At 58.6% G+C, this 12,767-nt stretch carries 15 protein-coding genes; 4 read left to right on the top strand and 11 right to left on the bottom strand.

Annotated elements, in window-relative coordinates:
- Positions 1–68 precede the first annotated feature (68 nt).
- The 3 genes from NE562_RS08590 to NE562_RS08580 all read left to right on the top strand — a co-directional run bounded on the left by NE562_RS08590 (position 69) and on the right by NE562_RS08580 (position 2,866).
- Positions 69–560: an RbsD/FucU domain-containing protein gene (locus NE562_RS08590; protein WP_280961996.1), complete on the top strand. Its 492-nt coding sequence runs from the start codon at positions 69–71 to the stop codon at positions 558–560.
- 78 nt (positions 561–638) lie between these two features.
- Positions 639–2,006, top strand: a complete 1,368-nt coding sequence (locus NE562_RS08585) for an MFS transporter (protein ID WP_280961995.1) — start codon at positions 639–641, stop codon at positions 2,004–2,006.
- Positions 2,003–2,866 (top strand): alpha/beta fold hydrolase, encoded by an 864-nt coding sequence (locus NE562_RS08580; protein ID WP_280961994.1) that lies wholly within the window; start codon positions 2,003–2,005, stop codon positions 2,864–2,866. The genes NE562_RS08585 and NE562_RS08580 overlap by 4 nt, the downstream gene beginning before the upstream one ends.
- A gap of 53 nt (positions 2,867–2,919) precedes the next feature.
- On the opposite strand, the gene NE562_RS08575 is transcribed toward NE562_RS08580, so the two are convergent.
- Genes NE562_RS08575 through NE562_RS08560 form a run of 4 tightly spaced genes read right to left on the bottom strand, consistent with a single transcriptional unit; the run spans position 2,920 to position 6,277 of the window.
- Entirely contained in the window at positions 2,920–3,504 is a 585-nt protein-coding gene (locus NE562_RS08575; RefSeq protein ID WP_280961993.1) for a hypothetical protein, read from the bottom strand.
- 25 nt (positions 3,505–3,529) lie between these two features.
- Entirely contained in the window at positions 3,530–4,114 is a 585-nt protein-coding gene (locus tag NE562_RS08570) for a hypothetical protein (RefSeq protein WP_280961992.1), read from the bottom strand.
- An 18-nt stretch (positions 4,115–4,132) separates the two neighbouring features.
- Positions 4,133–5,572 (bottom strand): flotillin family protein, encoded by a 1,440-nt coding sequence (locus tag NE562_RS08565; RefSeq protein ID WP_280961991.1) that lies wholly within the window; start codon positions 5,570–5,572, stop codon positions 4,133–4,135.
- A gap of 27 nt (positions 5,573–5,599) precedes the next feature.
- Entirely contained in the window at positions 5,600–6,277 is a 678-nt protein-coding gene (locus tag NE562_RS08560; protein ID WP_280961990.1) for an NfeD family protein, read from the bottom strand.
- A gap of 188 nt (positions 6,278–6,465) precedes the next feature.
- Between NE562_RS08560 and NE562_RS08555 the strand changes: the two genes are divergently transcribed.
- Entirely contained in the window at positions 6,466–7,002 is a 537-nt protein-coding gene (locus NE562_RS08555; RefSeq protein ID WP_280961989.1) for a helix-turn-helix domain-containing protein, read from the top strand.
- Positions 7,003–7,049: 47 nt separating this feature from the next.
- Here the strand turns inward: NE562_RS08555 and NE562_RS08550 are convergent, their stop codons facing one another.
- From NE562_RS08550 to accB, 7 genes are all read right to left on the bottom strand, one after another.
- Positions 7,050–8,396 (bottom strand): erythromycin esterase family protein, encoded by a 1,347-nt coding sequence (locus tag NE562_RS08550; protein ID WP_280961988.1) that lies wholly within the window; start codon positions 8,394–8,396, stop codon positions 7,050–7,052.
- A gap of 140 nt (positions 8,397–8,536) precedes the next feature.
- The gene (acpP, locus tag NE562_RS08545; protein ID WP_280961987.1) at positions 8,537–8,761 is read right to left on the bottom strand and encodes an acyl carrier protein; all 225 of its coding nucleotides are present in this window, start codon (positions 8,759–8,761) and stop codon (positions 8,537–8,539) included.
- Between the two features lie 5 nt (positions 8,762–8,766).
- Positions 8,767–9,555: an acetyl-CoA carboxylase carboxyl transferase subunit alpha gene (gene accA / locus NE562_RS08540; protein ID WP_280961986.1), complete on the bottom strand. Its 789-nt coding sequence runs from the start codon at positions 9,553–9,555 to the stop codon at positions 8,767–8,769.
- A 23-nt stretch (positions 9,556–9,578) separates the two neighbouring features.
- Complete coding sequence (gene accD, locus NE562_RS08535) at positions 9,579–10,448, bottom strand: acetyl-CoA carboxylase, carboxyltransferase subunit beta (protein ID WP_280961985.1); 870 nt, start codon at positions 10,446–10,448, stop codon at positions 9,579–9,581.
- 18 nt (positions 10,449–10,466) lie between these two features.
- Entirely contained in the window at positions 10,467–11,813 is a 1,347-nt protein-coding gene (accC, locus tag NE562_RS08530) for an acetyl-CoA carboxylase biotin carboxylase subunit (RefSeq protein WP_280961984.1), read from the bottom strand.
- Positions 11,814–11,828: 15 nt separating this feature from the next.
- Positions 11,829–12,254: a 3-hydroxyacyl-ACP dehydratase FabZ gene (fabZ, locus tag NE562_RS08525; protein WP_280961983.1), complete on the bottom strand. Its 426-nt coding sequence runs from the start codon at positions 12,252–12,254 to the stop codon at positions 11,829–11,831.
- A 42-nt stretch (positions 12,255–12,296) separates the two neighbouring features.
- The gene (accB, locus tag NE562_RS08520) at positions 12,297–12,767 is read right to left on the bottom strand and encodes an acetyl-CoA carboxylase biotin carboxyl carrier protein (RefSeq protein WP_280961982.1); all 471 of its coding nucleotides are present in this window, start codon (positions 12,765–12,767) and stop codon (positions 12,297–12,299) included.

Here is a 12,767-nt window from a genome sequence, read left to right as displayed (position 1 = left end):
GCAAAACCGGCAAGGAACACGAAGCGTTCCTGCATCAGACAAAAAAACAACGTAGGAAAGGAACCTGAATGATGAAAAGAAGAATTCTGAACGAACGGCTCGCCGCTATCGTCGCCAGCATCCGCCACGGAGAAATGCTTTTTATTGCCGATTCCGGCAGCGGCACTTGCTCCAAAGCCCTGTACCCGCTCGACCCGAGCGTGGAGTATCTGGATGTGGAGGTCGTGACCGGCTCGCCCACCTTTGAAGACATCGTCCGCACACTTGCCGAGGCCGGCGATTTTGAAGGCGCGATCATCACCGAGGATATGCCCGACCAAAACGCTAAGGATTACGGCACCCTTGTGGAGCTGTTCGGTGAAAACAAGGTGCGCCAGATCAACTACGCCCCGGAATACTACGAGCTGCGCGACCGCTGCAAGGCGGTCATTCAGACAGGCGACACCGGCATCCACGCGCAGGCCGTGCTGATCGCGGGTTATCCGAGCGCGGATATCGAACTTGACGTGGTGCTCGGCAAAAAGAAGTTCACCACCGTGCCGAAAAAGGACCGCGGCTGAGGCCGCCCATTCCCAACATCATACACAGGAAGGAGCGCATGGTGGCGCGGACCCGGCGCCGCCATGCCATCGCGGGATATGAATCCACCCCAGAATAAACTCACCCTGCGCGCACGCGCCGGTTATATGTGCGGCGGTGCGGCGCAGACGACGATCGTTACCCTGATCAACGTAGTCCTTACTTATTTCTACACCAACGTTATGGGCATCAACATTGCCAAGGTTGCCTTGATCATGCTGATCAGCCGTCTTTTCGACGGCGCGAGCGATATTATCGCGGGCGTTATCATCGACCGCACGCATTCTAAGTACGGCAAGGCGCGCCCTTGGCTGCTGCGCATGGCGCTGCCGCATTTTGTCGGCCTGATCGCGATGTTCGCGGTGCCGCCCGTGTCCGAGTTCGCACAGCTGATCTATATCTTTGTCGCCTATAACTTTGCCAATACCATTGTCAACACAATGGCGGGCCTTGCGCTCAGCTCGCTCAACTCTCTGATGACGCGCGATCCCGTGGAACGCAGCCAGCTCAACGCGCTGCGCCAATTCGGCGCGCCGGTCATGGAGCTTGCCATCTCCGCGCTCACCATTCCGGTCGCCAACCGCTTAGGCGGCGACCAAAGAGCGTGGCTCCTCGTCATCCTCTGTTTTTCCGCCATTGCGACGCTGTGCTATCTCCTGTGTTTTTTCTGGGCCAAGGAGACCGCGCCGGAGGAACGCGGCGAAAGCACGGAAGCCGTTCCCGTCGGCAAGGCGTTCCGCGCGCTTTTGCGCAATAAGTACTGGTTCATCTGCCTGATCGTGTGGATCATGGCGACCTTTTACCTGACGATCTCCGGCACCAATCTATCCTACTATTGCCAGTACCTGATGCACAACGTCAACTATATGAGCGTGCTCACCACCGCGGAAAAGCTATCCACCATCGTACTGACCGCAATCGCGGTGCCGTTTATGATCCCCCGGCTTGGCAAGCGCAATATGATGCTGGCCGGCGCGTGCGTCGTCACAGTCGGACATCTGATCACGCTGGCGGCGCCGCTCAACCTGACAGTCGCCACGGTGGCGGCCGTGCTGCGCGGCGCGGGCATCGCCCCCTGCTTTGCCGTGCTGTTCGCCATGATCGCGGATTGTGTGGAATATGGGCATTGGAAAAGCAGCCTGCGCACCGAGGGCGTTATTTTTTGCGCGGCCACGGTCGGGCAGAAATTCGGTCAGGGCGTGGCCAGCGCGATTGTGGGCGGGCTGCTCGACTCCGCGGGCTACGACGGCTTGGCCGCCGTGCAGACCGCAACCGCCAACACCATGATCTCCCGTATTTATCTGCTCACCCCCGCGCTTTGCTTTGGCGTTATCGCTCTTTTAATGCTGTTTTACAAGCTCGATAAAGAAATGCCGCAGATCATGCTTGATCTGGAGGCGCGCAAACAAAAGGAGGCCCTACGATGAATCCTACGTTACCCGTACCGACGCACCGAGACTGGCACGCGCATACCCAGTCCGCCGCGCTGCGCACCGGCATCACCATGCATTACATGGAAGCCGGCGTAAAGGACGCGGAGCCGCTGCTGCTCATTCACGGCTTTACCGATTCCAGCCGCATCTGGCGGCAAACGATCTGCGCGCTGGGCGATCGCTTCCATATCTTCGCGGTAGACCTGCGCGGCTTTGGCCAGACCGACCAGCCGAAAGACTTTCTGTACACCCCCAAGGAGCATGCGGATGATCTCGCCGCGTTTTTGGATGCCGTGGGCGTCCCATCCGCTTACGTGTTGGCGCACTCGATGGGCACCATGATCGCGCAAACGTTCGCATTCCTGCACCCCAGCCGCGTCAAAAAGCTCCTGCTGGCTGCCGCCATGCTGCGCGGACACGATACCGCGGCGTCGCTGGCCGAGCAATACGATCTGTATGCGACCATGGATCTTGCCGCCATGCCGCCCGCCGAGATGCAGGAGCGTTTTCTCCCGTATCCCGAAAACTGCCGCGACGCCGGTTTCCCGATGGGCTACTTCACAACGCTGCGCGGCTTAAGCGCAACGTCGCTGCGCGCCGCTTGGTTCGGCGTTCATCAAGCCGATAACCGCGGCTTCGTGCAGTTTATCAAAGCGCCTCTCCTCATCCTGTGGGGCGATCGGGACGACGTGCTCGCCGCCGACTATCAGGACGAGGTGCGGCAGGCGCTGCCAGATGCCCCCTATGTGGTCCTGCCCGGCATCTCGCACGAGGTGCCAAACGAAATGCCGGAAAAGCTGGCGCAGATCGCCGCGGACTTTTTCCTAGAGGATCTAGTACCGGAAACCGTATAAGCATAAAAGTGGCTGCGACGATTTGCGTTTCGTCGCAGCCACTTTTTTTGTTATTACAGCTCGGGCCAAGTCGGATCGTTTTCCTGTTCCTCCCGCAGCTGCACGGCCTTAATATAGCGCCAAAGCAGCACCAGTATCGCAATCTGGAAGCCAATCGATACAAAGTAATAGAGGAAGGAACCATAGCTTATCTGCTGCACCACAAAGGTTACGCCCACACTGATGATGGCCAGATAAAAGCACCAGCGGATGCGTCCGTCCGGATAATCATAGCCGTTTGCATCCCGCAGTTCGTCCAGCGCCCAATAGAAGTGATACGAGGAAAGCAGGGCGAACACCGCCGACGCGACCAGCACGGCCAGCAGCAGCACGACCCACGCGCCGCTCCCCGTCGTCATCGTTGAAATGCCGAGCAACGCCGCCAGCAGCGTTACGATCATCAGAACCAGACAAATGATCGTATAGGTAAAGGACTTCTGTATGCGTTCATGGAATGGGCGCAGCTTTGCCAGCGCATAGAGCTGTACAACCGAAGCGGCCAGCGAGAAAATCATGAGCACCGTTTGATCGAACAGGCCAAGCACCATGCTTGCCACCATCGCGACCCAGTACCAAAGCAGCCATTTATATAGTTTCATGATACGCCACTCCTTTTCATACGCCTTATAGCAACGGCGGCCGCTGTTCCCATGCTCGCAGTGCGGTGATGTATTGCCACAGCAGCACCAGCGCCGGGATAGCGAACAGCGACGCGATCAGCTCAGTCGGAAACGTCGTCCCGACCAAATTCAACAGGAACGCCGAACCGGCGCCGATGAGCGAAAGATAAAAGCACCAGCGGATGCGTCCATTCGGATAGCCGTACTGTTTTTCATTGTTCAGTGCATCGAGCGCCCAGTAGAGATTGAAGTCATACAGCACATCTAGCACGATCCCGCAGAGCAGCAACATAAACGCGAGCGCTGCCGCGCCCATCGCCTCGCCGCCTACGACCCCAATCACTGCAAGCAGCACCGCAAAGACGGTAACGATCAATTCGGCGATCAAGAAGCCGTATGCCTTGCCCAGCCGCATGTGCGCCCGCCGCATGCGGGATACAGCATTGATCTGCACGATCAGCGCGATCAACACGGCAATGCTTGCGAGTGCACCCTGCGCAATGCCGGTCAGCGCGAGCAGATTGATTACCAGCGAGAAAACACTGGCATACAAAAATAGCGAAAGCGGTTTGGACAGATTTTCATTCATCTGTACCTCCTCCCGGCATTACGCCTCCGGTAGGTCCTGCTCCTCCTGCTGGGTCGGCGCTGTGTCCACGGCCACGATCGTTTCCGCCTCCGGTTTGCTCTCGGTTCCCAGATAGCTCGGCATGTCGAGACCGGCCTGCTTGAACAGTTCATGCAGCGGCGGGATCGAAGCCATCAGGCCGGACACAAAGTTTGCGGTGGACGATTTTCCCTCGCCCTTGCCGCCCGCGCCCGAATCCCAGACCGTGACCTTGTCGATCTTGAGGTTCTTGATCGCTTCGACCTGAATCTTGACCAGTTCTTCCAGCTTGTCGGCGATCATCAGCTGTACCGCGGCCTTCGGGTCGCCCGCGGCCGCTTCGACCAGCGCGCGGATACCTTCCGCCTGCCGCTCCAAGATCTCCTTGGCGCCGCGCGCCTGCGCTTCCATCTTGGCGTAGATCGCGTCCGCTTCGCCGCGCGCCTTACGACGCATGACCTCGGCTTCGGCTTCGGCCTGAATCTCGGCTTGTTCCTTATCGATTTCCGCCTTTACAATAACGTCTGCTTCCTGCGTTGCCTTTTCCAGCTCCGCGCGGGTTTTTTCCGCCAACTGCTGGGCAACGTAGGCTTCCTGCTTGGCCTTGGCCGCCTGCACGGCTTCCGCCGCCGTAGCCAGACGCAGCGATTCCGCTTCCTTTTCGCGGCGGTTGGCTTCCGACTGGGCCACATCGATCTTGGCCGCGTTTTCGCCGTCAATCGCGGTGGCGTTCGCCGCCGCGACCTGCACGCGCTGATCGCGCTGTGCGTTGGCCTGACCGATCTCACCGTCGCGGTTCTTTTCGGCGACCGACTTCTTCGCGTCGTTGATCGCCTTGGCGGCGGCTTCCTTACCAAGCGCGTCGATATAGCCGGATTCATCATTAATATCGGTCACGTTGACGTTGATAAGCCGCAGGCCGATTTTCTTCAGTTCGATCTCCACGTTGTTCGACACGGAGGCGAGGAACTTGTCGCGGTCGGTGTTGATCTCCTCGATGTCCATCGTCGCGACGACCAGACGCAGCTGACCGAAGATGATATCCTTGGCCAGTTCCTGAATTTCAGAAAGCTTTAGGCCGAGGAGTCGCTCGGCCGCGTTCTGCATGATGCCCGGCTCGGTCGAGATACCGACGGTAAAACGGCTGGGCACATCGATACGGATATTCTGCTTGGACAGCGCGTTTTTCAAATCCGCGCTGATCGAGATCGGCGTCAGATCTAAGTACTGATAGGACTGGATGACCGGCACGATGAACGCCGCGCCGCCATGGATACACTTGGCCGTGCGGGCCGTGCCGTCCTTATTGGAGCCCACCTTACCGTAAACCACTAGGATCTTGTCCGCGGGACATTTACGGTAGCGCCCCAGAATGGCGAGCAGCGCCGCAAACAGTACGACCACGATGATGCATACCGTAATGAGCATTTGTAATGGCATATTTTTATCCTCCCTTAAATAAATTGCTTACTGTTCGGGCTCTACGACAAGCGTTTCGCCGCGCAGATCGGTCACCCGCACCATAGAGCCGGTTTTCAGCGTGACCGACCCAAGCGTGACCGCTTCAAATTCGTGCAGCTGCCCCTGTACCTCGAGCATGACCTTGCCCTCGCCCTGACCGTTCGGCGGGATGGGCAAATAGACCTTGCCGCTCTCCCCGATCGCGTTGCGCGGGTTGAGCGTGCCGTTTTCCGCGAGCCTCCGCGATACCTGTACCAGCTTCGCCACCAAAAACATAGCCAGCAGGCCGAGCGCCAGACCGACGATCAGGCTGATCGCCTCGTCCGAACCCGAGCTGATCGCCACGATGGAGGACCAGCCGAACACGGTCAGGAATGCGACGACGGTTTGCAGCGACAACAGCCGCAGCGTTGAAGCATCGTGAACGCCGCTGCCGTCGGTATGGTGCGCGGCGGCCAGATCGTCGAAATCCGCGTCGCTCAGATCGGCAAGATCGGTTCCGCCGTCTCCCCCATCCGGCAAATCAAGCCCGGATGTATCGCTGAAATTGACGCCTTCGCCGCCGTCTCCAAATCCGCCTACGACGGCTAAGATCGTTTGAATGAAAAAAAGCAGCGTTGCAGGCACCGCGATGCAGTACAGCGCGCGCAGCACGCTATCCAGACCGTTCCACCACTCCGCCATGGGTATCCCCTCCCCGGTTATTTATTATGTAAATTATATTTACACCACCATTATAGCATTCTGTTTAAACTTGTCAATCCGTCTATTAAAAATATTTTTCTCCGTACCGTATTGTAATTTCACACAGGGCCTGTTACAATGTAAGTAAATAATATTTACATTCCGGACATCACAACGAGGAAAGAGCAATGGATGCTAGCGAGCTAGGAAAAAAAATAAAAGAGGCGCGCCTTGCCAAGAAAATGACGCAGGCCGAGGTCGTCGGGGATTTTATCACCCGCAATATGCTGAGCCAGATCGAAAGCGGCGCCGCCATGCCCTCGGTAAAGACCTTAAGCTATCTGGCGGGCGTGCTCGGCCTGTCGCCCGACCAGCTCATCGCGCCGGAACCCGTATTAGATGACGCATACCGCGTGCTTTGCGAGGCCAAGGCTGCGTTTCGCGCGGGAAAATATGCGGATGTACCGACCGAGGAAAGCCGTTTCCCCGCCTCGGTGGAGGATGAATTGTATGCGCTTTCCGCGCGCGCCTGCCTTTGTTTGGCCGAAGCCGACGCGGAAAAAGACGGCGCGCCAAACGACGTGACCGCGCTGATCCGCCGCGCGATCGACCACGCCGGCAAGGGACTGTATGCAAACGAAGCGCTGCGCAGCGAAGCGATTTTACTGCTCACCGCGCAAACCGCGCGCCTGAGCGAGTATTATCAGGCGCTGGCCGAGGAATAACGCGAACCCCTTGGCGGCCGGTTGCCATACCGGCCGCCAAGGGGTTTTTATGCCGCTTCATCCGTATCGCTTTGCGGCAGCAGTTGCGTGGGATGTGTCCGCTGAAAAATCAGCATACCGTCCCACGAATCCGCAAGGACCGCCGGATGGCGCGGATACATGCTGTTGGATTGATTCTTATCGGAATCAAGCGCCTTACTGTAAACCGCGCCGATATCCAAAAATGAATACGGCTTTTCCAAATAGGGGGCAAGTCGCGCGTCCGCTTTGGCGCGCGCTATATCAATATACCAGCTATCCCCGGGCAGGCCCTCGAACAGCCGGATGAACGGGTGCTTTTCCTTGACCGAAAACGTCCGTATCACGTTTTGCTCATAGTGCACCGCGGTGAGTGTTCCCTTGCAAAACGCCGTACCGATGGCAAAGTAAGCGTCCCCCAGACGGTCGGACAGGTAACTGCCCATCGTCCCTACCTGCGGTATCCCTTCGGTCTGCTGCACGCGGCGGGCTACATGCATATTATGCGCCGTTAAAAAGACAAGCTGCGCGCCGTCTATTTGGCGGATTGTTTCGACGCGGCCCGCCATAAAGGCGTCGCGCTGCTCACAGCTCGCGACAAGCAGCTTCATTTCATCCCCGGCGTACTCCTGTAGCAGCTGCAGCGACTGCACGTATTCCCGCAGAGCGTTCACGCACTCGCGTGCGATCATAAAATCATACGCCCCGCTAATCGCGGTATACGGCTCCCTTTGCAAATCCATTTCCTCTGCGAGCTGATCAATCGCGCGGACAATGGGTTCCAGCCGTTCCGCCTGCAATTCCGCTTCCGTGTAGTCGTAACCCTGTCCTCTCAGCGGCTTCAGCAGCCGCTCATAGGCCGCGGCTTGCTCAGGCGCCACCGACCTCAGATAGGTCAGCAGACGCTTCCTTGTGCTGTCGCCCTCTTGCATATCTACACCGTAAAAGCGGATCTTCTCCTGCTCCGGCGCGGTCTGGTTATAATCGTGCATCCACTCGAGAAGCTGCTCAAATTCGGCGGTCTGATACACCCAAAATCCCAACTCTTGTAACGCCTCGCCCGCCGTGATATCCGCCTTGCCCAGAATATAATCATTAACCGTTAGGCAGGCGCCGAACGCTGCTTCCAGTATAAACGTGTGACACCCGTATTGCTCCATCAGGTAAGCAAACACGTCCTTTCGCATGGTGTGGTATTCCTTCGTCCCATGCGAGGATTCACCCAGAGAAACCACCTGCACGCCTTCCGGGATCCGCACGCCTCCGATCGCAGACGTGTAGGACAAAAGCGCCGTTTGTTCCTCGCTCGATTCACTGTCACAAGCGGTAAGTAGTATCCCTGCCAAACACAACAGTGCGATAAGCCGTTTTTTCATTCGATCGTCCCTCGTTTTCTTGTCTCTACGCTTCGGGCCCTTTTGACTATTATATTCCATTGGGGAGTAATTGTAAACGCTCCTACCAATAACAAAAACCCCTTGAAACCGATTCGGCTTCAAGGGGTTTTGGCTGTTTCTTACTGGTTGGCTTCGATATACTTGACGATATCGCCGATGGTGCTCATCTGGGTGGCTTCCTCGTCGGAAATGGTGATGCCAAAGCTCTCTTCGAGGTCCATCATCAGTTCCACTACGTCGAGGGAATCGGCGTTCAGATCATCCTTGATCTTGGTGTCCATGGTCATGGTGGAAGCGTCGGCGTCGAACTTATCGGCCAGCAGCTCGCAAATCTTTTCAAACATTGGGGTTACTCTCCTTCGTTATTTTGATTTATTTCTCTGAAAACTCCGATCTTGCGGAATTTTTCATACCGTTTTTGGAGCATGACGTCCATATTGGGCTCGTTTCCGAGCTCGGTCAGCATTTCGCCAATGGTGCGCTTGACGCTCCGGAATATCTGACCGCCCCCCATGCCCTCGGGGATGATGCCTTCGATCATGCCGAAGCTGTAGAGATCCTCGGCGGTGATGCGCAGCTGGTCGGCCGCCTCGGCTTCGCGCGAAGCGTCCTTCCACAGGATGGAGGCGCAGCCGCGCGGTGAAATCACCGAATACAGCGCGTTTTCAAGCATCAGCACGCGGTCGGCCACGGCCAGCGCCAGCGCGCCGCCCGAACCGCCTTCGCCCGTGACAATGGAGATCACCGGGGTTTTCAGCTCAATAAACTCATATAGGCAGCGGGCGATCGCCTCGCCCTGCCCGCGTTCCTCCGCTCCGACGCCGCAGAACGCGCCCGGCGTATCGACAAAGCAGATGACCGGACGGTGGAACTTTTCCGCCTGATGGGCAAGCCGTAGCGCTTTGCGGTAGCCCTCCGGATGGGCCATGCCGAAATTCGCGGCAAGGTTCTCTTCGGTCGTTTTGCCCTTGCGCAGGCCGATCACCGTGACCGGTTTGCCGCAAAACAGGCCGACGCCCGCGCAGACCGCGTGATCCTCGGCGAAGTATCGGTCACCGTGCAGCTCGATAAAATCATCGAACAGCTCGGCGATATAATCGTCGATCACGGGACGCTTGGGATCATGGATAATACGCATTTTTTCCGATGCGGGTTTCACGCTCACTGCTTAAACACCTGCCTTTTCTTTGTTTTGGGCTGGCGGTGCATTTTCAGCAGCTTTTCCAGCGTTCCCTTCAGCATATTGCGCGGAACTATTTTATCACAGAATCCATGCGATAGCAAGAACTCCGACGACTGAAAATCATCGGGCAGGGTCTCGCCGATCGTGCCTTCGATCACGCGGCGTCCGGCAAAGCCGATCGTCGTGCGCGGCTCGGCGAGGATGATATCGCCCAGCATGGCAAACGAAGCGGTCACGCCGCCCGTGGTCGGATCGGTCAGCACGGTGATATACAACAGGCCCTTATCGGAATGCCGCCGGGCCGCGGCGGACACCTTGGCCATCTGCAAAAGGGAGAACATGCCCTCCTGCATACGCGCGCCGCCTGAGCACGTGAACAATACGACGGGCAGCATTTTTTCCGTCGCATACTCGAAAAGGCGCGTCAGCTTCTCGCCGACGACCGAGCCCATTGAAGCCATCAGAAAGTGGCTGTCCATCACGCCAAGGCAGGTCTCTACCCCGCCGATCTTGCAAACGCCGGTGGAAACAGCATCCGGCATGCCCACCTTTTCCGCGAGCACGGCGGTCTTTTCCGCGTAGCCGGGAAAATCGATCGGATCGCCGGGCGCGAGGTCGGCGAAGAGCGGCTGGAACGTATCCTTATCCGCGATCTGACGGATGCGGGTGCGCGCGAGCAGGCGGCCATACCGTCCGCAGTTCGGGCAGACGTACAGATTGCGGCCGTAGGTATAGGCCTTCAGTTCGGCCCCGCAGCCCTTACAAGTGACTACTTTCACGCCGCCCTCGTCCTTGGGCTTCATTTCGAGCGACGCTTCGCGCGTCTTTTGGAACAGATCGATCAGCATGTGCGTCCCCCCTTTTCGTTATCGGTCAAAGTCGCCGTCCGCGATCGAGTTGACGTGAAAAGCCGCGTCCTCGAACGCCTTTGAGCGCAGAATATGCATTTGATAGTCCGTACCGGTCACAACGCCTTCAAACAGCGTTTCGGTCAGCGCGCGGCGCATGCGGGCAATGGCCTGCCGCCGATCCGCGCCGTAAGCGATCAGCTTGCCGATCATCGAATCGTAATAAGGCGGGATGCGGTAGCCCTGATAGGCCGCCGTATCCATCCGCACGCCGGGCCCGCCCGGCAGGTGCATGGAAACGATGGCGCCCGGACAGGGCGCAAAATCGCGCGAGGGGTCCTCCGCGTTGATGCGGCATTCGATCGCGTGGCCGCGCAGGGTCAGCTCCTCCTGTGTGAAGGAAAGCGGCTCGCCCGCCGCGACCCGAATCTGCTCGCACACCAGATCGACCCCGGTCACCTGCTCGGTTACCGGATGCTCTACCTGAATGCGCGTGTTCATTTCGCAGAAGTAGAAATTCTTGTCGTTATCGACCAAGAATTCAATCGTGCCCGCGTTGCGGTAGCCGACGCGTTTGGCCAGATCGACCGCGGCCTTTGTCATGCGCGCGCGCAGCTCGTCGTCCACAAAGGCGGAGGGCGATTCCTCGATCAGCTTTTGGTGGCGGCGCTGTACCGAGCACTCGCGCTCAAACAGGTGCACAACGTTGCCGAACTGGTCGCCCAAGATCTGCACCTCGATATGGCGCGGGTTGTGGATATAGCGTTCCATGTACAGGCGGCCGTCGCCGAAATTGGCTTCCGCCTCGGAGGAGGCGTTATCATACGCCGCCTGCAGCTCGGACGGGTCCATCGCAATGCGAATTCCCTTGCCGCCGCCGCCGGACGCGGCCTTGAGCATGATCGGAAAGCCGATGCGCGCAGCTTCGCGCACGGCTTCGTCAAAATCGGCCACCGTGCCGTCCGTGCCAAGGGCGACGGGCACGCCCGCTTCGATCGCGTTGCGCTTGGCTTCGGCCTTGTCGCCCATCAGGCGGATGGTCGCGGCGGTAGGCCCGATGAAGGCCAGCCCCGCTTCGGTCGTCTTTTCCGCGAAATCCGGGTTTTCGGATAAAAAGCCAAAGCCCGGATGGATCGCCTGACAGCCGGAAGCAATGGCCGCCGATATGATGTTGTCCATATTCAGATAGCTACCCGCCGCGCCGGCCGGGCCAATGCACACGGCTTCGTCCGCGATCTGTGCGTGCAGCGCTTCACGGTCAGCCTCGGAATAGACCGCGACCGATACGATACCCAGATCGCGGCAGGCCTGAATGATGCGAACCGCGATCTCGCCGCGGTTCGCGATTAATACCTTTTGAAACATGTTTCCTCTTTCGCCTCAGTCTAGAATGACCGCGCATTTGATCTCAGCCTCGGCCGCCTTTTGATCGCCGACCCAGACCACGCCTTCGGCCACGGCCATCGGGCCGCGCCGTTTGACGAACTTGATCTCCATGCGCAGCGTATCCCCCGGAACGGCCATCGCGCGGAACTTCGCCTTGTCGATGCCGGTATACACCGCCGTTTTGCCCTTATACTCCGGGATGGAAAGCAACGCCACCGCGCCTACCTGCGCGAGCGCTTCCAGCCGGAAAACGGCGGGCATGATGGGGTTGCCGGGGAAGTGCCCCTGAAAGAAAAACTCTTCCCCCGTTAAATGGAGCGTGCCGGTAGCACCCTCTTCCGAAAGCTCTGTGATCTCATCGACCAGCAGCATCGGCGGGCGGTGCGGGATGATCTCCATAATCTGTTCTCTGTTCAGCATAGTATAAACCCTCTCCTGTCAAAACGCAACCCTTTTTTTGGCTTACTCCTCGATCACGACGACGACCTGCTTGTATTCCACCAAATCGCCGGGCTGCGCGAGGATGCGCACGACCGTGCCGTCGCACGGGGCCTTGATCTCGTTCATGGTCTTCATCGCTTCGATGATAAAGAGCGTGTCGCCCTTCTTCACCTTTTGCCCGACCAGCACGAACGGCGGCGCGTCCGGCGTGGGCGCGGAATAGAACACGCCGACAAGCGGCGCTTCCACCCGGGTGCCCGCGGGCAGGCCGTCGGACGACGCGGGGGCTGCTTCTTCCGTGGGAGCGGCGGTCGAAGCCGCCGGCGCGGAGGCCGCCGCCGCGGGGCCAGACACCGCCATGACCGGCGCGGGCTCCTTGGCGCAGATGCAGACGCGCACATCCTCCGCCTCTATCTCGACTTCGCCGAGGCCGCGCGCCTGCAAGGCGTCCATCAGCTCTACGGCGACGTCCTTCAGTTCCTTGATATCCAT

Source organism: Butyricicoccus faecihominis (assembly GCF_024462775.1).
GTDB lineage: Bacteria > Bacillota > Clostridia > Oscillospirales > Butyricicoccaceae > Agathobaculum > Agathobaculum faecihominis_A.
This window is presented reverse-complemented; position numbering and strand designations above follow the sequence as displayed.

Bases quoted from the DNA above. Each gene is read 5' to 3' on its own strand.
- NE562_RS08590 (WP_280961996.1), top strand. From the start codon at position 69: ATGATGAAAAGAAGAATTCTGAACGAACGGCTCGCCGCTATCGTCGCC.
- NE562_RS08585 (WP_280961995.1), top strand. From the start codon at position 639: ATGAATCCACCCCAGAATAAACTCACCCTGCGCGCACGCGCCGGTTAT.
- NE562_RS08580 (WP_280961994.1), top strand. From the start codon at position 2,003: ATGAATCCTACGTTACCCGTACCGACGCACCGAGACTGGCACGCGCAT.
- NE562_RS08575 (WP_280961993.1), bottom strand. From the start codon at position 3,504: ATGAAACTATATAAATGGCTGCTTTGGTACTGGGTCGCGATGGTGGCA.
- NE562_RS08570 (WP_280961992.1), bottom strand. From the start codon at position 4,114: ATGAATGAAAATCTGTCCAAACCGCTTTCGCTATTTTTGTATGCCAGT.
- NE562_RS08565 (WP_280961991.1), bottom strand. From the start codon at position 5,572: ATGCCATTACAAATGCTCATTACGGTATGCATCATCGTGGTCGTACTG.
- NE562_RS08560 (WP_280961990.1), bottom strand. From the start codon at position 6,277: ATGGCGGAGTGGTGGAACGGTCTGGATAGCGTGCTGCGCGCGCTGTAC.
- NE562_RS08555 (WP_280961989.1), top strand. From the start codon at position 6,466: ATGGATGCTAGCGAGCTAGGAAAAAAAATAAAAGAGGCGCGCCTTGCC.
- NE562_RS08550 (WP_280961988.1), bottom strand. From the start codon at position 8,396: ATGAAAAAACGGCTTATCGCACTGTTGTGTTTGGCAGGGATACTACTT.
- acpP (WP_280961987.1), bottom strand. From the start codon at position 8,761: ATGTTTGAAAAGATTTGCGAGCTGCTGGCCGATAAGTTCGACGCCGAC.
- accA (WP_280961986.1), bottom strand. From the start codon at position 9,555: ATGCGTATTATCCATGATCCCAAGCGTCCCGTGATCGACGATTATATC.
- accD (WP_280961985.1), bottom strand. From the start codon at position 10,448: ATGCTGATCGATCTGTTCCAAAAGACGCGCGAAGCGTCGCTCGAAATG.
- accC (WP_280961984.1), bottom strand. From the start codon at position 11,813: ATGTTTCAAAAGGTATTAATCGCGAACCGCGGCGAGATCGCGGTTCGC.
- fabZ (WP_280961983.1), bottom strand. From the start codon at position 12,254: ATGCTGAACAGAGAACAGATTATGGAGATCATCCCGCACCGCCCGCCG.
- accB (WP_280961982.1), bottom strand. From the start codon at position 12,767: ATGGATATCAAGGAACTGAAGGACGTCGCCGTAGAGCTGATGGACGCC.